The organism is Acetobacter sp. P1H12_c (assembly GCF_018811975.1).
Lineage (GTDB): Bacteria > Pseudomonadota > Alphaproteobacteria > Acetobacterales > Acetobacteraceae > Acetobacter > Acetobacter persici.
In genome coordinates this window covers 24473-44724 of sequence record NZ_JACRVR010000003.1, presented here as the reverse complement: position 1 = coordinate 44724, position 20252 = coordinate 24473, and the positions used below count along the sequence as shown (strand labels likewise).

The following is a 20252-nucleotide window of genomic DNA, read 5'->3' as shown; positions in this document are numbered from 1 at the left end:
TCTTCGGACGGAAGCCGGTGAGGGATGGTGCAGGTTTTTTACGGGAATGACTGACATGAGGGATCGTGATCCCGTTGAGGTTTTCAGCAACGCTTTGGTGCCGATGGTGGTCGAGCAGACCTCCCGGGGCGAGCGGGCATTTGATATCTATTCCCGCCTGCTTCAGGAACGGATCATTTTTCTGACAGGCCCGGTCTATGATCAGGTTGCGTCTGTGATCTCCGCCCAGCTTCTTTATCTGGAAAGCGTAAACCCGACGAAAGAAATCTCTTTCTACATCAACAGCCCGGGTGGCGTTGTGTCCGCAGGTCTCGCGATTTACGACACGATGCAGTATATCCGCAGCCCGGTCAGCACGGTCTGCATCGGTCAGGCGGCCTCCATGGGGTCTCTGCTGCTGGCGGGTGGTGAAGCCGGGCGTCGTTTTGCTCTGCCCAATGCCCGCGTGATGGTGCATCAGCCGTCCGGTGGTGCGCAGGGGCAGGCCAGTGATATCGAAATTCAGGCTAAAGAAATCCTGATTATCCGGCAGCGGCTGAATGAGATCTACCGTGAGCATACCGGCCAGACGCTTGAAGATATTGAGCAGAAGCTGGAGCGTGACACGTATATGTCCGCCGAGGAAGCAAAGTCTTTCGGGATTGTTGACAAAGTGATCAGCCACCACAAGGCCACAGAAACTGGAAAGAAGGATAAAAGCCATCCTTAATCTGGTGTACACTAAAGTCCCTGTTCATCAGGGGTGGTCTGCCCGCAGTAAGGCAGATAGAGTTGGTAACCCGGTTCTTGGTTTTCTGAGGTCCGGGACGTTCAGGGGAGTGGGCTGATGAACGCAAAGTCCGGTGATTCCAAAAACACGCTCTATTGCTCTTTCTGCGGGAAATCGCAGCACGAGGTGCGCAAGCTCATTGCCGGCCCGACCGTGTTTATCTGCGATGAGTGTGTTGAGCTTTGCATGGATATTATCCGTGAAGAGCACAAAACGACACTGGTGAAGTCGCGCGAAGGTGTGCCGACTCCCCGTGAAATCTGTAAGGTTCTGGATGATTATGTCATCGGGCAGTTTGAGGCCAAAAAGGTCCTTTCTGTCGCGGTCCATAACCATTACAAGCGGCTCACGCAGGCAACCACCAAAGGCAATGATGTTGAACTGGCAAAGTCCAACATTCTGCTGGTAGGCCCCACGGGTTCCGGTAAGACGTTGCTCGCACAGACGCTGGCGCGTATTCTGGACGTGCCCTTCACAATGGCAGATGCCACCACCCTGACCGAAGCCGGTTATGTGGGTGAGGATGTGGAAAACATCATCCTCAAGCTGTTGCAGGCGTCTGACTATAATGTTGAGCGGGCGCAGCGCGGCATTGTCTATATCGATGAAATCGACAAGATTTCCCGCAAGTCTGACAACCCGTCCATCACCCGTGATGTGAGCGGGGAGGGTGTTCAGCAGGCTCTGCTGAAGCTGATGGAAGGTACTGTGGCCTCCGTGCCGCCGCAGGGTGGGCGCAAGCATCCGCAGCAGGAATTCCTGCAGGTGGATACCACAAATATGCTGTTCATCTGTGGTGGGGCTTTTGCCGGTCTGGATAAAATCATCACCGCCCGTGGCAAAGGGACAGGCATCGGCTTTGGTGCGGATGTGCGGTCTCCGGATGAGCGGAAAACCGGTGAAATTCTCCATGATGTTGAACCGGAAGATCTGATGAAATTCGGGCTGATCCCCGAATTTATCGGCCGTCTGCCGGTCCTTGCAACATTGGGGGATCTGGATGAGGCCGCTCTGATCCGTATTCTGACTGAGCCGAAAAACGCTCTGGTCAAGCAGTACCAGCGCCTGTTCCAGATGGAAGATGTGCAGTTGTCCTTTACGGATGATGCACTGAAAGCCATTGCGGACCGCGCCATCACCCGTAAGACGGGGGCCCGTGGTCTGCGGTCCATTATGGAAAGCATCCTGATGTCCACCATGTTTGACCTCCCCGGTCTTGATAATGTGGAGGAAGTGGTGGTGAACCGTGACGTAGCCGAGGAAAAGACAAGCCCGGTTTATGTGTACGGCAAAGGGAAAAAAGTTCCGGCGGAACAGTCAGCCTAAGAACTGCAAAATAACTGCCAGCGGGGATAAGTCCCTGCTGGCCGGGTTTTCTGGTTAACCCATTGCAGAATGGGGCGTTCGTAACGACATGGTAGAGAGTGGGAGCCTGTTGGCAGGTTCTCGCGGGTCTGGGTACGCCACGGTACGGGTGCCCGGCCTGGATCGTCCTTGAAGGAGGTCATGGTTATGGCTGATAATGAAAAACCAGCAGTAAAACGTAAGCGTAAATCCCCGGCAAAAACACCAGCGGCGGTTGCTCCGGCCGAAAATGCGGTTGTTGCTGTGGAAAGCGCACCTGCTGATAAAAACGTGGCACAGCAGGGCAGCGGCCGTATTGCCGTGTTACCGCTCCGCGATATTGTTGTTTTCCCCCACATGATTGTTCCTCTGTTTGTCGGGCGTGAAAAGTCCGTCAAAGCGCTGGAATCCGTGACGCGGGAAGACCGGCAAATTCTCCTGATCGCGCAGAAAGATGCTGCGCAGGATGATCCGGGCGTGGACGATGTGTACCGGTTTGGCACCGTCTCCACCATTTTGCAGTTGCTCAAACTGCCGGACGGTACTGTCAAAGTGCTGGTGGAAGGTGTGCGCCGTGCGCGCGTTAAAGCCCTGCATGATATTGACGGGCATTTTGAGGCAGAAATTGAGGATGTCGTCGAAGAACCTGCTGTTGGCGCGGAAGCCGAGGCACTGGGTCGATCGATCGTATCTCAGTTTGAGCAGTATATAAAGCTCAACAAAAAAATCGCCTCGGAAGTTCTGGTGTCTCTTAACCAGATTAGTGATCTGTCGAAGCTGGTGGATACGGTTGCCAGCCATCTCAATCTGAAAATTTCCGAAAAGCAGGAAATTCTGGAAGCGCCGTCCGTCGCGGAGCAGCTTGAGAAGGTTTTCGCGCATATTGAAGCGGAAATCGGCGTGTTGCAGGTTGAGAAGAAAATCCGCAACCGCGTAAAGCGCCAGATGGAGAAAACCCAGCGGGAATATTATCTGAATGAGCAGCTGAAGGCCATTCAGAAGGAACTGGGCGAGGGCGAAGACGGTAAGGACGAAACTGCCGAGATTGAAGAGCGGATTGCCAAAACCAAGCTTTCAAAAGAAGCGCGTGAAAAGGCAGTTGCGGAGCTTAAAAAGCTGCGTGGCATGAGTGCCATGTCGGCTGAATCGACGGTGGTGCGGAATTATCTGGACTGGCTGCTTGGTATCCCGTGGAAAAAGCGCACCAAGGTCAAGAATGATCTGGCTGCGGCGGAAGCGGTGCTGGATTCTGATCACTATGCTCTGGAGAAAGTCAAAGAGCGTATTCTTGAGTATCTGGCCGTCCAGAGCCGTTCCCAGAAGCTGAAAGGGCCGATTCTGTGCCTCGTAGGGCCGCCGGGCGTGGGGAAAACCTCTTTGGCACGATCCATCGCTAAAGCGACGGGCCGCCATTACGTCCGCATGTCTCTGGGTGGCGTTCGGGATGAAGCTGAAATCCGGGGGCATCGCCGCACCTATATCGGCTCCATGCCGGGCAAGGTCATTCAGGGCATGAAAAAGGCCAAGGTGTCCAACCCGCTGTTCCTGCTGGATGAAATTGACAAGCTTGGTGCCGACTGGCGTGGTGACCCGTCTTCCGCCCTGCTGGAAGTGCTGGACCCCGAACAGAACAGCACGTTTGCAGATCATTATCTGGAAGTGGATTATGATCTGTCGGACGTCATGTTCGTCACCACGGCAAACAGCCTCAACATGCCCCAGCCACTGCTGGACCGTATGGAGGTCATTCGTCTGTCCGGATACACGGAAGATGAAAAGGTTGAGATTGCCCGCCGTCACCTGATCTCCAAGCAGGCCGAGGCGCATAGCCTCAAGCCGGAAGAATGGTCGATCAGTGATGAAGCCCTGCGGGATCTGATCCGCTATTACACACGTGAAGCCGGGGTGCGTAACCTTGAACGTGAAATTGCGAATCTTGCCCGTAAGGTGGTGAAAGAGCTTGTGACGGGTAAGGCGAAGAAAGTCGCTATTACCGTGCGCAATCTTGAAAAGCTGGCTGGCGTTAAACGCTTCCGCTACGGGGAAACCGAAGCGGAAGATATGGTCGGCATTGTTACCGGTCTGGCCTGGACAGAGGTCGGGGGGGAAATCCTCACGATTGAGAGCGTTATGGTGCCCGGCAAGGGCGCTGTGGTGCAGACAGGTAAACTTGGTGATGTGATGAAGGAAAGTGTCTCTGCGGCATTCTCCTACGTCCGCAGCAAGTCTACGACTTTCGGGATCGTGCCGACTCTGTTTGATAAGCACAGTTTCCATGTGCATGTGCCTGAAGGTGCGACTCCTAAAGACGGTCCTTCAGCCGGTATTGCCATGGCAACGGCGCTGGTCAGCGTCATGACGGGCATTCCCGTCCGGCGTGATGTCGCCATGACGGGTGAGATCACGCTGCGGGGGCGTGTGCTGCCGATTGGTGGTTTGAAAGAGAAACTGCTGGCAGCCCTGCGCGCCGGGATCAAGACTGTTTTCCTGCCCAAGGAAAATGAGAAAGACCTCGCGGAAATCCCTGATTCTGTAAAGAACAATCTGGAAATCATTCCTGTATCCCATGTGGATGAGGTGATTGGCCGCGCACTGGTGCGCAAACCGCAGGCCATTCACTGGGAAGATGTCTCGGAAGCTGTTCCGACCCCGGAAGGAGCTGGCGCGGCCCCGGTGCTGCCGCACTGAGGGAAATTTTTACTATGTGGCCGAAGTTTACCGTTGCTCAGTTGACGTGGCGGAAAACGGCTGCATAGTGCGAGCGGGAAGCGGAGAGGCGGACGTAAAGCCGCCCGCCGCTCCAGTCACGATAAACTAGAGAGAGGCGTAATATGGAGAAGCCGCTTAACAAGCAGGAACTCGTAGCGGCAGTAGCCGACGAGGCAGCTCTGCCCAAGGCGAAGGCTGGAGAAGTGGTTGACGCCGTATTCGGTGCAATCGAAAAGGCGCTTTCCAAGAAGCAGGAAGTTCGTCTGGTTGGTTTTGGCACGTTTGTCACGGCCTCACGTAAGGCTGCCAAAGGGCGCAACCCCCGTACGGGTGAGGAAATTGATATTCCTGCCTCTACGTCTGTGCGCTTCAAGCCCGGCAAGGCTCTGAAGGATGCCGTAAGCTAAAAGTCCCCCGGACTGATAGTTTTTTGGTTTCGGCCGGTAAAACTTCCACAGGAAGGGTTGCCGGCCGCTTCTGTTTGTGACACATACGCATCCAGCGGGCGATTAGCTCAGAGGTAGAGCGTCTCGTTTACACCGAGAGGGCCGGCGGTTCGACCCCGTCATCGCCCACCATGATTTCTTTCAATGTTGTCATGGTTCCCGCGCAGAGCACCAGGATGTGAGATGCTCTCGTTTTTATGAATTCCCCTTAAAAATCTGTAGTTTTCTGCCATGTTTCTCCTGTTTTGGCGCTATTTGGCCGAGTAATCACGGGAAAGTGCCCGTTATTACTGGTGCTGGGGCATGGTTGTTCTAAGGGCTTGGGTCTACTCTCCCTGACATGACGTTTGATCTTCATGATCTTCCTCATGCAAGGAATACAGATGCAGTCTGTTCTTGGTGATTACGCACCCGTTTTGGTATTCGGCGCAATTTCAGTCGTGATTGCGGCCGCAATGCTTGGCATGGCCCTGTTATGTGGCCATCAGAAACCGTATCCGGAAAAAGTAACGGCTTATGAATGTGGGTTCGAGGCCTTTGATGACACGCGCCGTCGTTTTGACGTGCGGTTTTATCTTGTCGCGATCCTCTTCATTATTTTCGATCTTGAGGTCGCGTTTCTTTTCCCGTGGGCTGTCAGCCTGCCCCGCATAGGGCTGTTCGGGTTTCTGTCCATGCTCGGGTTCCTGAGCGTTCTGGGAATTGGCTTTCTGTATGAGTGGCGCAAAGGCGCGCTGGACTGGGATTGAGGGAGCCGCCGATGTCTATAAATCCGCAAGACGAAACCATTCTGTGGAATCGCGATGCTCTGCCCCCCGGTCCGGAACAGGATGCCGTGGTGCGGGGTATTACCGGCGCCATTGCCGAGAAGGGCTTTGTGGTCGCCAATCTCGACAAGCTGGTCAATTGGGGCCGTACGGGCAGCCTGTGGCCGATGTCCTTTGGGCTGGCCTGCTGCGCTGTGGAGATGATCCACGCTTACATGCCGCGCTATGATCTGGACCGTATGGGCATTATCCCGCGCGGGTCACCGCGTCAGTCGGATGTGATGATTGTTGCGGGCACGCTGACCAATAAAATGGCCCCTGTGTTGCGTCGGCTTTACGAGCAGATGGCGGAACCGCGCTGGGTGATCTCCATGGGGTCCTGCGCCAACGGGGGAGGGTATTACCATTACTCCTACTCCGTAGTGCGCGGGTGTGACCGGATTGTGCCTGTGGACGTGTACGTGCCCGGCTGCCCCCCGACTGCAGAGGCGCTGATTTACGGCATTATGCTGCTCCAGAAGAAAATTCGCCGGACAGGGACCATTCTCCGTGGCTGAGGTCAGTCTGCCCGCACCGCAGCAGACCGGCCTTCAGGGGCGGCTCGGGGCTCTGGCGTTCTCTTTCGCAACCTCATGGCCGGGCATTTCTTCCGCCGGGCTGGAGGGAGGAGAACTGGTGGTGCGCACCACACGGGATCAGCTTCTGCCGCTCATGACCTTCCTGCGGGATGCGCCGCACTGCCGGTTTGAGCAGATGATGGATCTGTGCGGGGTAGATTACCCAAGTCGGGCTGAGCGTTTTGATGTGGTTTATAACCTCCTCTCCGTCACCCATAACCAGCGCATCCGTGTGATCATCACGACGGATGCAGCCACGCCTGTCGCGTCTGTCGCTGGCCTGTGGCCTTCGGCATGCTGGTGGGAGCGGGAGTGTTATGACCTGTTCGGCGTGCAGTTCTCGGGCAATCCGGACATGCGCCGTATTCTGACGGATGACGGATTTGAAGACTTTCCGCTCCGCAAGGACTTCCCGCTGACCGGTTATGAGGAAGTCCGTTACGATGTGGAACGGCGGGAAGTGGTGAAAGAACCGGTCTCTCTCTCGCAGGATTTCCGGAATTTTGATTTCGTTTCCCCGTGGGAAGGCATGCTGACCTTGCCGGGGGACGAGAAGGCCCACGAGGTCCGGCAACATATCAAGAGGTCACGCGGATGACAGACGCGGACAGAAATACTCTGCTGCAGGATGCGGAAAACATTTTGCGGACGGATATTCCGGAAAGCCTGCTGCCCACGCAGCAGGTGGAAGAACGGGAACGCAAGACGCTGGAAATTGATTCCCATGCGTTGAATTTCGGACCTCAGCATCCGTCCGCCCATGGTGTGCTGCGCCTTGTGCTGGAAATGGAAGGCGAGCTTGTGGCACGCACTGTGCCGCATATCGGGCTTTTGCATCGTGGCACGGAAAAACTGATAGAATATAAAACCTATCAGAAAGCTCTGCCGTATTTTGATCGGCTCGATTATGTCTCCCCGATGTGTGAGGAGCAGGCTTTTGCTCTGGCAACAGAAAAACTGCTGGGGATAGAAGCTCCGGAGCGCGCCCGCTGGCTGCGGGTTATGTTTGCAGAAATTACGCGTGTTCTTAACCATATTTTGAATATTACGGCGCTCGGTCTGGATTGCGGTGCCGTGACCCCGGCTTTGTGGGGATATGAAGAGCGCGAAAAGCTGCTGGAGTTTTACGAGGCCGCGTCCGGCGCACGGTTCCACGCCAATTATGTCCGCCCCGGTGGTGTGGCGCGGGATATTCCCGCAGGTCTGGAAGATAAAATTGGTGCATGGGCTAAAGAGTTTCCTGCGTGGATTGATGAACTGGAAACTCTGCTGACCGAAAACCGGATCTGGAAGCAACGCACCGTCGGGATTGGTGTTTTTACGGCGGAGCAGGCTCTGGCCTGGGGGTTCAGTGGTCCATGCCTGCGGGCGTCCGGTGTGCCGTGGGATCTGCGCCGCACCCAGCCTTATGACAACTACCATAAGGTGAATTTCAACGTCCCGGTTGCCCGGCATGGAGACTGCTATGACCGCTATCTCGTCCGGATTGCGGAAATGCGGGAGAGTGTCAGCATTATTGAGCAGTGTCTCAGCCAGATCCGGCCCGGTGCAGTAAAAGTGCAGGATCCCAAATTCAGCCCGCCACCGCGTGCGGAAATGAAGCGCTCCATGGAGGCGCTCATTCATCACTTTAAACTGTTCAGTGAAGGTTATCATGTGCCGCCGGGGGCGACCTATACCGCAGTGGAAAGCCCTAAAGGTGAGTTTGGCGTGTATCTGGTGGCCGATGGCAGCAACAGGCCGTATCGCTGCAAAATCCGCCCCACCGGCTTTGCACATTTGCAGGCGCTGGATGAAATGACCCGCCGTTCCATGCTGGCCGATATGGTGGCAGTTCTCGGGTCTCTCGATCTTGTCTTCGGGGAGATTGACCGATGACCACACAGCAGACACCGCAGGAACAGCCCGATACGTTTGTATTTGACAGCGCATCTGAGGCTGAGATCGGGACAGTCCTTGCCAAGTATCCGGCAGAGCGGAAAGCCAGCGCAGTGATGCCGCTGCTCTATATTGCTCAGCGGCAGATGGGGCGTGAGACAGGGAGCGCATGGGTACCTGTGGCCGCAATGGACGACATTGCGCGTCGGCTGGAAATGGCGGCGATCCGCGTTTATGAGGTCGCGTCCTTTTACACCATGTTCAACACAAAGCCTGTTGGGCGCTACCATTTGCAGGTGTGCACCACAACGCCGTGCTGGCTACGTGGGTCTGATGATGTTGTTGCAGCCTGCAAACGGGCGACTGGCATTGGCGGCTTTGGGGAGACCAGTGCGGATGGGCAGTTTACCCTCACTCAGGTTGAATGTCTTGGAGCCTGCTCCAACGCGCCAATCCTGCAGGTGGATGATGATTTCTATGAAGATATGGACGGCCCGCGCACAGTCGCGCTGATTGAAGCCCTGCGGCGGGGCCAACGTCCGCCTGCCGGGCCGACAATCAACCGGTGCGGTTCCGCGCCGGAAGGTGGCCGGAAGACACTGATGGACTCAGTCCATTCCATTGCTGAAAACAAGTAGGAGAAACGGGCATGTTGCAGGACAAGGACCGGATCTTCACAAATCTCTACGGTCAGAATGACTGGCGGCTGGAGGGCGCACGCAGCCGGGGTGACTGGCAGAACACAGCCGAAATTCTGGCAAAAGGGCGTGATGCCATTATTGCGGAAATGAAGGCTTCCGGCCTGCGCGGTCGCGGCGGGGCAGGCTTCCCTACAGGGTTGAAATGGTCCTTCATGCCCAAACAGTCTGACGGGCGGCCGCATTATCTGGTGATCAATGGGGACGAATCAGAACCCGGAACCTGTAAAGATCGTGAAGTTTTAAGGCATGAACCGCACAAGCTGATTGAAAGTGCTCTGATCGCCTCCTTCGCGATGGGCGCGCATGCCGCGTATATTTATGTCCGCGGTGAGTTTTTTAATGAAGCTGCTCATTTGCAGAGTGCTGTGGACGAAGCCTACGCGGCCGGACTGATTGGTAAAAATGCTTCCGGGTCCGGGTGGGATTTTGATTTCTTCATTCATCGTGGTGCGGGGGCTTATATCTGTGGGGAAGAGACCGCCCTTCTGGAAAGTCTGGAAGGGAAGAAGGGCCAGCCCCGTATGAAGCCCCCGTTCCCCGCCGGAGCGGGCCTGTATGGCTGCCCGACGACCGTGAATAACGTGGAAAGTATTGCGGTGACGTCCACCATTCTGCGCCGCGGGGCGGCGTGGTTTGCCGGGTTGGGTCGGCCGAATAATGCGGGCAGCAAGCTGATGGCTATTTCCGGCCATGTAAACACGCCCTGTGTTTTTGAAGAAGAACTCGGCGTGCCGCTGAAAGAGATTATTGAAAAACATGGTGGTGGTGTGCGGGGCGGCTGGGATAATCTTCTGGCGGTTATTCCCGGCGGATGCTCGGTGCCCGTTTTGCCAAAATCTGTGTGCGAAACTGTCCTTATGGATTATGACAGCCTGCGTGCTGAACGCTCCGGTCTGGGCACCGGCTGCATGATCGTGATGGATAAATCGACTGATATTATCGAGGCGATTGCGCGTTTCTCACGCTTTTTCAAACATGAAAGCTGCGGGCAATGCACGCCCTGCCGGGAAGGAACCGGCTGGATGATGCGCATGATGGACCGCATGGTGCAGGGCCGGGCTGAACTGGATGAAATCGACCTGCTGGAACAGGTCACGCGGCAGGTGGAGGGGCATACCATCTGCGCGCTAGGGGATGCTGCGGCATGGCCTATTCAAGGGCTGATCCGCCATTTCCGGCCGGAAATGGAAGAACGCATCCGCCACTATAAAGCAACGCATGGTGGCACGGGGCTGGTTCAGGTTCCTGCATCTGGCGTTCCAGTGGCTGCGGAGTAAGGGCGATGGTAAGGGTGATTGTTGATGGCACGCCTGTAGATGTGCCGCCCGGTTTTAGCGCGTTGCAGGCCTGTGAGGCCGCAGGCAAGGAAATCCCGCGTTTTTGCTACCATGAGCGGCTTTCTGTAGCAGGCAACTGCCGGATGTGTCTTGTGCAGGTGGTGCGTGCGCCAAAGCCGGTTGCGTCCTGCGGTTTTCCGGTTTCCGAAGGGATGGAAATTCTGACGGATACGGAAGTGGTGCGTCGTGCCCGCAGGGCTGTGATGGAATTTCTGCTGATTAATCACCCTCTCGACTGCCCGATCTGTGATCAGGGTGGCGAGTGTGATTTGCAGGATCAGGCTTATGGCTATGGTTCTGGCATGTCCCGGTATCAGGAAGCCAAGCGGGCGGTAACGGATAAAGATCTCGGCCCGCTGGTTAAAACCGTCATGACGCGCTGCATTCAGTGCACGCGCTGTGTGCGGTTCACGACGGAAGTTGCAGGTACCCCAGAACTGGGGATGGTCTCACGCGGGGAAAATGCCGAGATAACCACCTATGTGGAAAAGGCACTGACTTCGGAACTTTCCGGCAATCTGATTGATATCTGCCCCGTAGGCGCGCTTACGGCCAAACCTTCCGCGTTCCATGCCCGGTCCTGGGAATACAAAAAAACTGACAGCATTGATGTGATGGATGCGGTCGGCACCAATATCCAGATTCAGGCGCGTGGCGGTGAAGTCATGCGGATTGTGCCGCGCGTGAACGATGAAGTGAATGAAGAATGGCTGTCTGATAAAGGCCGTTTTTCAGTCGATGGCCTCAAGCGCAGGCGGCTTGACCGCCCGTGGGTGCGGGTACACGGCAAGCTGATGGAAGCCTCCTGGCAGGATGCCTTTGTTGCGCTGGCGCGGCGGCTGGATGGTGTGGCCGGGTATCAGATCGGGGCCATCGCGGGTGATCTGTGTGACGCGGAAAGCCTGTGCGCTCTGAAAGATCTGATGGCGTCTCTGGGTTCCCCCAATCTCGACTGCCGTCAGGATAATGCGTGGTATGATCTGAGCACGCGGGAAGGCTATCTGTTTAACAGCGGCATTCTCGGGATTGAGGAGGCCGATGCGCTTCTGCTGGTCGGTACGCATCCACGGCATGAGGCTCCCGTGCTGAATGCCCGCATTCGCAAACGTTTTCTGGATGCCGGGCGTGGTGGTTTCCCTATCGCCATGATTGGTGCCCCGCTGACGGACCCGACTTATCCGACCGAACTGCTGGGTGAGGGGCCAGAAGTGCTGGACAAGCTGCTTGATGGCAGCCACCCTTTTGCGGACATACTGAAAACCGCAAAACGGCCCATGATTATCCTTGGTCATGGTGCTCTGACGCGGCCTGATGCTGCGGCTCTCTACGCATCCTGCCAAAAGCTGGCTGAACAGAGCGGCGTGATTGCTGAGGGCTGGAACGGGCTGAACTGTCTGCACACGGCGGCGTCACGCGTTGGGGCTCTTGATCTTGGCTTTTTGCCCGGCACACGGGGGCGGACAGCCAGTGGGATGCTGCGGGGCGGGGTGGATGTACTCTGGCTGCTGGGGGCGGATGAGTTTCCGGTTGATAAAATCGGCGCGGAGACGTTCGTGGTTTATCAGGGGCATCATGGAGACGCCGCCGCCGCACGGGCTGATATTATCCTGCCCGGCGCGGCCTATACGGAAAAGCCGGGCACGTATGTGAATACAGAGGGGCGTGTCCAGCGGAGCTTCCGCGCTGTGTTCCCACCGGGCGAGGCGCGGGAAGACTGGCGAATTCTGCGGGCGTTTTCAGAAGTGATTGGCAAAACCCTGCCATATGACACGCTGGAGGCCGTGCGGGAGCGTATGGCGGAGATCAATCCGGTGTTTCGTAACATTGGCGCGGCACATCAGCCGAACCCGCAGATAACGGGCCAGAGCACTCCTGTTTTCCAGACGGAAGAGGTTCCGGGCACGCAGCAGGACGGACAGGACGCGCATCCTTTCAGGCCGGTGGTGCAGGATTATTACCAGACCAACGCCATCAGCCGGGCCAGCCCGACAATGGCGGAGTGTTCCCGCACTTACGGGCCTGCGCGTGCAGTAGCGGCGGAGTAAAGGCAGATGGCGCAGTTTTTTTATCATACACTGGCGGGGCAGATTATTCTGATGCTGCTGGAAACGCTGGCCGTTCTGGTGCCGTTGCTGATTGCTGTGGCGTATCTGACGCTCATGGAACGCAAGGTGATGGCGGCCATGCAGCGCCGCCGGGGGCCGAACGTGAACGGCCCCTTCGGGATGCTTCAGGCTTTTGCCGATGCTATCAAGATGATTACGAAGGAGACAGTGATTCCCGCCGGGGCCAACCGGGCACTGTTTCTGTTCGCACCGTTTCTCACATTTTCTCTCGCCATGCTGGCCTGGGCAGTAATCCCGACCGGAAACGGGCTGGCTGTGGCGGATGTCAATGTCGGAATTTTGTATCTTCTCGCCATTTCCTCCCTCGGGGTTTACGGCATTCTGATTGCCGGGTGGGCTTCCAATTCCCGCTACGCCTTTCTGGGGGGGCTGCGGTCTGCGGCGCAGATGGTCTCTTATGAAGTCTCGATCGGGCTTGTCATCGTCTCGGTCCTTCTGGCTGTGGGGAGCCTGAATCTGAATGATATTGTGCTGGCGCAGCGCCATATCTGGTTCTGCGTGCCGATGTTCCCGATGTTTATTGTCTTCTTCATCTCGGCTCTGGCGGAAACCAATCGTGCGCCATTTGACCTGCCGGAAGGGGAGAGTGAACTCGTGGCCGGGTTCTTTGTGGAATATTCCTCTCTGGCCTTCGGCCTCTTCTTCCTTGGGGAATATGCAAACATGATCCTGATGTCAGGCATGATCAGCATTCTGTTCCTTGGGGGCTGGCTGCCGCCGCTCGGACTGGCACCGTTTACATGGGTGCCCGGTCCGCTCTGGCTGATTTTCAAAATTCTTTTCTGTCTTTTTGTTTTTATCTGGATCCGGGCGACTTTCCCGCGGTTCCGGTATGACCAGCTGATGCGTCTGGGCTGGAAGGTTTTCCTGCCGCTCTCACTGGTCTGGATGATTGCAACGGCAGGTTTCCTGATGGCGACAGGTCTGTTGCCGCAGGTGGGAGGCGTAAACTGATGGGCGCTCTGACACGCACATTCCGCTCGTTTTTGCTGACAGAACTTGTGGGCGGTATGGCCGCAACATTCCGGATGATGTTTCAGCCAAAAGTCACGCTGAACTACCCGTATGAAAAAGGCCCGCTTTCTCCGCGTTTTCGTGGAGAACATGCGCTGCGGCGTTATCCGAATGGGGAAGAACGCTGCATTGCCTGCAAGCTGTGTGAGGCAACATGTCCGGCGGAGGCAATTACCATTGAGGCCGAGGAACGTGATGATGGCTCCCGCCGCACCACGCGCTACGATATTGACATGACAAAATGTATCTATTGCGGTCTGTGCGAGGAAGCCTGCCCGGTTGATGCGATTGTCGAAGGGCCGAATTACGAATTTGCCACAGAAACACGGGAAGAGTTGCTGTACGACAAGGATAAGCTCCTTGCGAATGGAGACCGGTGGGAAGCCTTGCTGGCCCGTCGGCTGGAATACGATGCCCCGTATCGTTAATCCCGTGCAGCCCCGGCAGGGGCAGGAGGCTTGCTGATGCTGGCGCAGGTTGTTTTTTACGTTTTTGCCGCTGTGTTGCTGCTATCTGGGACCATGGTCATCAGTGTGCGCAATCCGGTTCATGCCGTGTTGTTTCTCATTCTGGCATTTTTCAATGCAGCCGGTCTGTTTTTGATAGCCGGGGCCGAGTTTCTGGCGATGCTGCTTGTCATCGTGTACGTCGGTGCGGTGGCGGTGCTGTTCCTGTTTGTCGTCATGATGCTGGACGTTGATTTCACGCAACTGCGTGAAGGCTTGCAGCGCAATGCCCCAATTGGAGCCTGTGTGGGCGCCATTCTGTTTGCGGAACTGGTGATGGCCTTCAGCAACTGGACGATGGCCCCGGCTGGTGCTGTTGCATCGGTACAGGCGGCTCCCGGTTTGACCAACACCGCCGCGTTAGGCACGCTGATCTATACGCATTATGTGCTGCTGTTTCAGGCCTGCGGGCTTGTGCTGCTGGTCGCTATGATCGGGGCCATCGTACTGACGCTGCGCCAGACAGGGAGCGGACGGCGCCAGAATATTGAAAAACAGCATGCACGCACACGTGAAGACACGCTGGAGCTGGTGCAACTGCCACTTGGCGAAAACGTGTTGGAGCAGGGTGGTTTCCTGCGCCCCGGAAGCTCGTATTACGAGATTGCTGTTCCCGGGTCCTATGGTTCTGCCGAGCAGCATAAAGAGGCGGAAAAAGAGGAGACTGGCGCATGACACCAGCAATCGCTCCTGTCGGGCTTGGGCCTTATCTTGTGGTCAGCGCCGCGCTGCTGGTGCTGGGGGTGTTGGGTATTTTTCTCAACCGGAAAAATATCATCATCATCCTGATGTCCATGGAACTCATTCTTCTGGCGGCAAATCTGAATTTTGTCGCGTTTTCCTCAGCCCATGCGGATCTGTCCGGGCAGGTGATGGTGCTGTTCGTGCTGACCATTGCCGCAGCAGAAGCCGCCATCGGTCTGGCAATTGTCACGGTCTATTTCCGTAACCGTGGGTCGATCCAGGTCGAAGACGTTACGATGATGAAGGGATGAGCGGACTCATGCAGACCGATCTTCACCTGTTTGCCGCCGCCGTCACCCTGCCTCTGGCCGGTGCGGTCGTGGCGGGGCTGGGTGGCCGCCTGATGGGCGATACACTGGCGAAAGTCGTAACCCTTGCGTGCATGAGCGTTGCCGCTCTGTGCGGTGTGGGGGCTTTATATGGCGGCTGGACCACCGGGTTCGGGCCTTTTTCCGTGCCTCTGGCCGACTGGATTAACGCCGGTGGCTTCCATGCCACATGGACGCTGCGGTTTGACACGCTTTCCGTGACCATGACGGCCATGGCGCTCTGTGTCTCGCTGCTGGTTCACTGCTACAGCCTTGGCTATATGAGCCATGAGACCATGCCGGTTTACCGGTTTTTTGCGTATCTCTCGCTCTTTACTTTTGCCATGCTCATGCTGGTATCTTCCTCTGATCTCATCCAGCTCTTTTTCGGGTGGGAAGGCGTGGGGCTCGCCAGTTATCTGCTCATTGGCTACTGGTATGACCGGCCTTCCGCCACGGCCGCAGCCATCAAGGCCTTTGTCGTCAACCGCGTGGCGGATCTGTTCTTCCTCGTCGGGATCGGGCTGATTTACGTCCTCTTTCATTCCGTGCGGTATGAAGAGATTTTTGCCGCTGTGCCGCAGGTTGCCGGGGCGCCTTATACGCTCTTCGGGCAGTCCTTCCGGATGGCGGAGGTTATCAGCTTTCTGCTGTTTGTCGGCGCTATGGGGAAATCGGCGCAACTGTTCCTGCACACATGGCTGCCAGACGCGATGGAAGGGCCAACTCCCGTTTCCGCGCTGATCCACGCGGCGACGATGGTGACAGCCGGTGTGTTTCTGATGGCGCGGATGTCCCCTCTGCTTGAGGCGGCGCCCAACACCCGCCTGTTTGTAATTTTCATTGGTGCCACAACCTGTTTTTTTGCAGCAACAGTCGGCATGGTGCAGCCGGATATCAAACGCAGCATTGCGTATTCCACCTGCTCACAGCTTGGCTATATGTTTGCAGCCGTTGGTGTCGGCGCCTATCAGGCTTCCGTTTTCCACCTGACAACACATGCTTTTTTCAAAGCACTCCTGTTCCTGGGGGCCGGGTCGGTAATCCATGCGTTGCATGATGAACAGAATATGTTCCGCATGGGCGGCTTGTGGAAAAAACTGCCGCTGACATACGCAGTCATGTGGATTGGTAGCCTTGCTCTGGCCGGTGTTTTCCCTTTTGCAGGTTACTGGTCAAAAGATGCTATTCTGAACGCCCTGTGGGCGGCTGATAGTGGCATGAGTCATTACGCGTGGGTTCTGGGTGTCATTACGGCTTTCCTGACCGCCTTTTATAGCTGGCGGCTGATTTTTCTGGTGTTTCATGGCGCCCCTGCCGATGCGCACGCCCGGGATGCTGCACATGAAAGTCCGCTTTCCATGGCTCTGCCGCTGGTGGTGCTGGCCATTGGTGCCGTCGTGAGTGGTATTGCGCTAGCCCCGTACTATATCGGCACGCAGCAGGCGGCTTTCTGGCAGGGCAGCATTTTCAATGCTCCTGATAACAGCATCATGGAAACTTTCGAACATGTTCCCGGCCTGATTGCTCTTCTGCCATCTGTGGTCGGGTTGCTGGGCATTGCTGTGGCGTATCTGTTTTATGTAGCGCGCCCGGATATGCCTGAAGCACTCGCGCGCTCCTGCGGCCCGCTCTACCGGTTTCTGCTCAACAAATGGTATTTTGATGAACTGTATGACCGGATTTTTGTCCGGCCCTACGGTGCCATCGCCCGTATTCTCTGGAAAGACGGAGAGGAAGGTGCTGTGGAAGGCCTCCCGCGGGATCTGGTGCAGGCTGCTGCCAATGGTGCTTCTGATGCTGTGCGTCTGCAAACCGGGTCTATCGCGCTGTATGCATTCACCATGCTGGCGGGGTTGGTTGTGGTGCTGACTGTTGCACTCTGTGGGTGAGGGAGGGGCTGAGATGACCCTTGCTGTCTTATCTGTTTTCTCCTGCTCTGAACGGAGTGCTGCGGCATGAGCGTGACATCGGTGAACTGGACGCTGGCTTTGCCGGAAATTGCTCTTGGGCTGGCCGGGCTGATTATTCTCGTCTTTGGCGTGCTCCAGCGCGAGGGGAAGGGGATTGTTTCCTGCACCCTGCTGACTGTGGCGGCCTTTATCGGGTGCGGCGTGCTTGTGGCCGTCTCGCCTGACGGCGTGGCTTATGCCGGGACTTTTGTGAATGACGGCTTTGCCCGCTTCATGAAAATGCTCGCTTTGCTGGGCGGGGTTGCTGCTCTTGTGCTGACACTCAGCTACCGCACGGAAGAGCGTGAGCCGCTGCCGTTTGAAACAGCAGTGCTGATCCTGTTCTCCACCCTCGGTGCGCTGATCATGGCGTCCTCCGCTAATCTGATGACGTTGTTTGTCGGGCTGGAACTCTCCTCTCTCTCCATTTACATCCTCTGTGCGCTGGAGCGGGATGATGTCACGTCGTCCGAAGCCGGGCTGAAATATTTTGTTCTCGGGTCTCTCGCCTCTGGCCTGCTGCTGTATGGCATGTCTCTGGTGTATGGCTACGCGGGCACCATGGCCTATACGGGCCTGATTGCGGCCATTCAGCAGACAAGCGCGCTGCCCGCGGGGCTGATGGTCGGGCTGGTGTTTATTCTGGTCGGGCTCAGCTTCAAGCTTTCAGTCGTGCCGTTCCATATGTGGACGCCCGATGTTTATCAGGGTGCGCCAACACCCATTACGGCCTACATGGCCGGAGCGCCCAAATTTGCAGCCTTTGCGCTCTTCCTGCGTGTGATGAGCGGACCGTTTGGTGCTATGGCTCCTCGCTGGCAAATGCTGATTGAAGTCCTGTCCATCCTCTCGATGGTGTATGGCGCGTTCGCTGCCATCCCGCAGACCAACATCAAACGGCTGATGGCGTATTCATCCATTGGCCATATGGGGTATGCCCTCATGGGGCTGGCGGCAGCATCCGCCAGCGGTGTGCGCGCAACCCTGATTTATCTGGCGGCGTATCTGGTGATGAACGCCGGGGTGTTTGCCGTTATTACCGCCATGCGTCGGAAGGGGCGGGAAGTCACGTCCATTGCTGACCTCGCCGGTCTGGGTCGGACGGACCCCGGTCTGGCGGCTGTGCTGGCAATCTTCATGTTCAGCATGGTTGGCGCGCCGCCTCTGGCTGGTTTTTTTGGGAAATTGATGGTTTTTGCCGCCGCATGGCAATCTGGCCTTTACGTTCTGGTCGTGATCGGGGCAGTCTCGAGCATTGTTGGCGCATATTATTATCTGCGGGTGGTGAAGGTGATGTATTTTGATGCCTCTGCGGAGGGGCTGGACCGGCCAGCGCGCAGCCTGCTGTTTGTTTCTGGCAGTATGGGGCTGGCGACGGTGTTCTTCATTCTCGCACTTGGCCCGCTGATGGCCATGGCCCGGCAGGCTGCTCTGGCCCTTGGCGGATGAGTGAGCAGACAACGGACTGCCGGACTGACGGGTATGGGGACTGGCGGCTTGAATGTTACGAGGAACTGACATCAACGTCTGATATCTGTCTGGAGCGCGCCCGTAAGGGAGAGGCTCCGGGTCTGGCGTTACTGGCTTTGCGCCAGACAAAAGGGCGGGGCAGCCGGGGGCGCAACTGGGCCAACGCCGGGCAGAGCCTCGCTTTTTCTGCTCTGCTGGACGCGGGGCAGGCAGGGCAGGACGCGCTGGGCGGCTGGCCTTTTGTGGCCTCTCTGGCTTTTTTTGAAGGACTGGCGACCAGTGTTCCCGCAGCGCGGGAGCGGCTGATGATCAAATGGCCGAACGATATCCTGCTCGACGGCCAGAAACTCGGCGGTATTCTGATAGAGCGTGAAGGTCCGATGCTGGTGATTGGCATGGGGGCCAACCTTCAGCAGCCACCACAGGAAGCACAGATTGGCCGGACAGCAGCCTCGCTGGGGCAGTGCGGGCCAGTGCCACCACCAGCCGATGTGGCAAAGGCCATCCTTGCACAACTGGCGCACTGGTGTACCGTGTGGCGGCAGGATGGCTTTGCTGTTTTGTGTGCGGAATGGCGGAAACGTGCACATCCTGTTGGCACGCCTCTTGTCGTAAGCGGCGGGACTACTTATGAAAAGGGCCAGTTTGCAGGGCTTGCCGCTGATGGACGGCTGCTGCTTGAGACGGAACAGGGCATGAAAACGATCGCAACAGGGGATATCCTGCTGGCAGAACAGGGGGCTGACGTTGCTTCTCGTCATTGATGCAGGCAACACCAATGTTGTGTTTGCCGTGCATGATGGTGAAAAATGGCGGGGCGTGTGGCGCATTACCATGCAGGCCCAGCGTACGTCTGACGAATATGCCGTCTGGCTGCTGGCCCTGCTGAAAATGCAGGGGATTGCGGCGGATGATATTGAAGGCGCTGTGATTGGCACCGTGGTGCCGGCGGCGCTCTACCATCTGCGTACTTTGTGCCGCCAGTGGTTTTCGGTGGAGCCTCTGCTGGCCTCTGCCCGGCTGGACTGGGGATTTTCCATTAAAATGGATAATCCGGATGAAGTTGGCGTGGACCGCCTGTTAAACGGGCTTGCCGCACACCATCTGTATGGTGGACCGCTGACGGTGATTGATTTTGGCACGGCCACCACCTTTGATGTAGTGGATGCAGAAGGCAGCTATTGTGGCGGGGTGATTGCACCGGGTATCAATCTTTCGGTTGAAGCTCTGCATCAGGCTGCCGCCCGGCTGCCGAGAATAGGAATTGGACGCCCGGCGGTGGATTCCGTCATCGGGCGGAATACGGTTACGGCCATGCGGTCAGGCGTGTTCTGGGGTTATGTGGGTTTGATCGAGGGGATCGTCGAGAGGATCAGGCAGGAAGTCGGGCAGACCATGAAGGTGCTCGCAACTGGCGGTCTGGCTCCGCTCTTCTCGGAAGGCACGACAGTGTTTGATCACGTGGATTCAATGCTGACCCTTAACGGGCTGCGGATATTGGCGGGGCGGAATCCCTTGCCGCGTCTCACAATCGAAAAAGACTTTTTGACAGAAGGATAAGACA

General features: G+C 56.8%; 19 protein-coding genes and 1 tRNA gene. All 20 read left to right on the top strand.

From position 1 onward, the window contains the following. The first annotated feature begins 46 nt into the window (after positions 1-46). A complete protein-coding gene (locus KP699_RS03760; RefSeq protein WP_025827015.1) occupies positions 47-709 on the top strand; it encodes an ATP-dependent Clp protease proteolytic subunit in 663 nt (220 codons plus the stop codon). Between the two features lie 117 nt (positions 710-826). Beyond that, a complete protein-coding gene (clpX, locus tag KP699_RS03755) occupies positions 827-2095 on the top strand; it encodes an ATP-dependent Clp protease ATP-binding subunit ClpX (RefSeq protein ID WP_025827013.1) in 1269 nt (422 codons plus the stop codon). 186 nt (positions 2096-2281) lie between these two features. Next, entirely contained in the window at positions 2282-4801 is a 2520-nt protein-coding gene (lon, locus tag KP699_RS03750) for an endopeptidase La (RefSeq protein WP_212375367.1), read from the top strand. Between the two features lie 143 nt (positions 4802-4944). Further along, positions 4945-5229: an HU family DNA-binding protein gene (locus tag KP699_RS03745; protein ID WP_025827010.1), complete on the top strand. Its 285-nt coding sequence runs from the start codon at positions 4945-4947 to the stop codon at positions 5227-5229. A gap of 96 nt (positions 5230-5325) precedes the next feature. Continuing rightward, positions 5326-5400, top strand: a tRNA-Val gene (locus tag KP699_RS03740). 251 nt (positions 5401-5651) lie between these two features. Continuing rightward, on the top strand, positions 5652-6017 hold the full coding sequence (locus tag KP699_RS03735) for an NADH-quinone oxidoreductase subunit A (protein ID WP_215761674.1): 366 nt from the start codon (positions 5652-5654) through the stop codon (positions 6015-6017). 11 nt (positions 6018-6028) lie between these two features. Next, positions 6029-6592 (top strand): NADH-quinone oxidoreductase subunit B family protein, encoded by a 564-nt coding sequence (locus KP699_RS03730; RefSeq protein WP_025827008.1) that lies wholly within the window; start codon positions 6029-6031, stop codon positions 6590-6592. Continuing rightward, a complete protein-coding gene (locus KP699_RS03725; protein WP_215761673.1) occupies positions 6585-7250 on the top strand; it encodes an NADH-quinone oxidoreductase subunit C in 666 nt (221 codons plus the stop codon). Before KP699_RS03730 ends, KP699_RS03725 begins: the two co-directional genes overlap by 8 nt. Further along, the gene (locus KP699_RS03720) at positions 7247-8530 is read left to right on the top strand and encodes an NADH-quinone oxidoreductase subunit D (protein WP_212375371.1); all 1284 of its coding nucleotides are present in this window, start codon (positions 7247-7249) and stop codon (positions 8528-8530) included. Before KP699_RS03725 ends, KP699_RS03720 begins: the two co-directional genes overlap by 4 nt. Further along, positions 8527-9168, top strand: coding sequence for an NAD(P)H-dependent oxidoreductase subunit E (locus KP699_RS03715; RefSeq protein WP_215761672.1), 642 nt, complete (start codon positions 8527-8529; stop codon positions 9166-9168). The genes KP699_RS03720 and KP699_RS03715 overlap by 4 nt, the downstream gene beginning before the upstream one ends. Positions 9169-9179: 11 nt before the next feature. After that, positions 9180-10508, top strand: a complete 1329-nt coding sequence (nuoF, locus tag KP699_RS03710) for an NADH-quinone oxidoreductase subunit NuoF (RefSeq protein ID WP_077931457.1) — start codon at positions 9180-9182, stop codon at positions 10506-10508. Between the two features lie 5 nt (positions 10509-10513). Continuing rightward, a complete protein-coding gene (nuoG, locus tag KP699_RS03705; protein ID WP_215761671.1) occupies positions 10514-12613 on the top strand; it encodes an NADH-quinone oxidoreductase subunit NuoG in 2100 nt (699 codons plus the stop codon). Positions 12614-12619: 6 nt separating this feature from the next. After that, on the top strand, positions 12620-13648 hold the full coding sequence (gene nuoH / locus KP699_RS03700) for an NADH-quinone oxidoreductase subunit NuoH (RefSeq protein ID WP_215761670.1): 1029 nt from the start codon (positions 12620-12622) through the stop codon (positions 13646-13648). Next, a complete protein-coding gene (gene nuoI / locus KP699_RS03695; protein ID WP_077931460.1) occupies positions 13648-14136 on the top strand; it encodes an NADH-quinone oxidoreductase subunit NuoI in 489 nt (162 codons plus the stop codon). Before nuoH ends, nuoI begins: the two co-directional genes overlap by 1 nt. A gap of 36 nt (positions 14137-14172) precedes the next feature. After that, the gene (locus KP699_RS03690; protein ID WP_077931461.1) at positions 14173-14889 is read left to right on the top strand and encodes an NADH-quinone oxidoreductase subunit J; all 717 of its coding nucleotides are present in this window, start codon (positions 14173-14175) and stop codon (positions 14887-14889) included. After that, positions 14886-15209: an NADH-quinone oxidoreductase subunit NuoK gene (gene nuoK / locus KP699_RS03685; protein ID WP_035373926.1), complete on the top strand. Its 324-nt coding sequence runs from the start codon at positions 14886-14888 to the stop codon at positions 15207-15209. Before KP699_RS03690 ends, nuoK begins: the two co-directional genes overlap by 4 nt. Before the next feature lie 8 nt (positions 15210-15217). Then, on the top strand, positions 15218-17158 hold the full coding sequence (nuoL, locus tag KP699_RS03680; protein WP_215761669.1) for an NADH-quinone oxidoreductase subunit L: 1941 nt from the start codon (positions 15218-15220) through the stop codon (positions 17156-17158). Between the two features lie 81 nt (positions 17159-17239). Continuing rightward, the gene (gene nuoN / locus KP699_RS03675) at positions 17240-18667 is read left to right on the top strand and encodes an NADH-quinone oxidoreductase subunit NuoN (RefSeq protein WP_215761747.1); all 1428 of its coding nucleotides are present in this window, start codon (positions 17240-17242) and stop codon (positions 18665-18667) included. Beyond that, on the top strand, positions 18664-19452 hold the full coding sequence (locus tag KP699_RS03670) for a biotin--[acetyl-CoA-carboxylase] ligase (protein WP_215761668.1): 789 nt from the start codon (positions 18664-18666) through the stop codon (positions 19450-19452). Before nuoN ends, KP699_RS03670 begins: the two co-directional genes overlap by 4 nt. Continuing rightward, positions 19436-20248, top strand: a complete 813-nt coding sequence (locus KP699_RS03665; RefSeq protein ID WP_215761667.1) for a type III pantothenate kinase — start codon at positions 19436-19438, stop codon at positions 20246-20248. Before KP699_RS03670 ends, KP699_RS03665 begins: the two co-directional genes overlap by 17 nt. Positions 20249-20252: the final 4 nt, after the last annotated feature.

Excerpts from the sequence above, each read along its gene's own strand:
- KP699_RS03760 (WP_025827015.1), top strand. The coding sequence starts at position 47 with ATGACTGACATGAGGGATCGTGATCCCGTTGAGGTTTTCAGCAACGCT.
- clpX (WP_025827013.1), top strand. The coding sequence starts at position 827 with ATGAACGCAAAGTCCGGTGATTCCAAAAACACGCTCTATTGCTCTTTC.
- lon (WP_212375367.1), top strand. The coding sequence starts at position 2,282 with ATGGCTGATAATGAAAAACCAGCAGTAAAACGTAAGCGTAAATCCCCG.
- KP699_RS03745 (WP_025827010.1), top strand. The coding sequence starts at position 4,945 with ATGGAGAAGCCGCTTAACAAGCAGGAACTCGTAGCGGCAGTAGCCGAC.
- KP699_RS03735 (WP_215761674.1), top strand. The coding sequence starts at position 5,652 with ATGCAGTCTGTTCTTGGTGATTACGCACCCGTTTTGGTATTCGGCGCA.
- KP699_RS03730 (WP_025827008.1), top strand. The coding sequence starts at position 6,029 with ATGTCTATAAATCCGCAAGACGAAACCATTCTGTGGAATCGCGATGCT.
- KP699_RS03720 (WP_212375371.1), top strand. The coding sequence starts at position 7,247 with ATGACAGACGCGGACAGAAATACTCTGCTGCAGGATGCGGAAAACATT.
- KP699_RS03715 (WP_215761672.1), top strand. The coding sequence starts at position 8,527 with ATGACCACACAGCAGACACCGCAGGAACAGCCCGATACGTTTGTATTT.
- nuoF (WP_077931457.1), top strand. The coding sequence starts at position 9,180 with ATGTTGCAGGACAAGGACCGGATCTTCACAAATCTCTACGGTCAGAAT.
- nuoG (WP_215761671.1), top strand. The coding sequence starts at position 10,514 with ATGGTAAGGGTGATTGTTGATGGCACGCCTGTAGATGTGCCGCCCGGT.
- nuoH (WP_215761670.1), top strand. The coding sequence starts at position 12,620 with ATGGCGCAGTTTTTTTATCATACACTGGCGGGGCAGATTATTCTGATG.
- nuoI (WP_077931460.1), top strand. The coding sequence starts at position 13,648 with ATGGGCGCTCTGACACGCACATTCCGCTCGTTTTTGCTGACAGAACTT.
- KP699_RS03690 (WP_077931461.1), top strand. The coding sequence starts at position 14,173 with ATGCTGGCGCAGGTTGTTTTTTACGTTTTTGCCGCTGTGTTGCTGCTA.
- nuoK (WP_035373926.1), top strand. The coding sequence starts at position 14,886 with ATGACACCAGCAATCGCTCCTGTCGGGCTTGGGCCTTATCTTGTGGTC.
- nuoL (WP_215761669.1), top strand. The coding sequence starts at position 15,218 with ATGCAGACCGATCTTCACCTGTTTGCCGCCGCCGTCACCCTGCCTCTG.
- KP699_RS03670 (WP_215761668.1), top strand. The coding sequence starts at position 18,664 with ATGAGTGAGCAGACAACGGACTGCCGGACTGACGGGTATGGGGACTGG.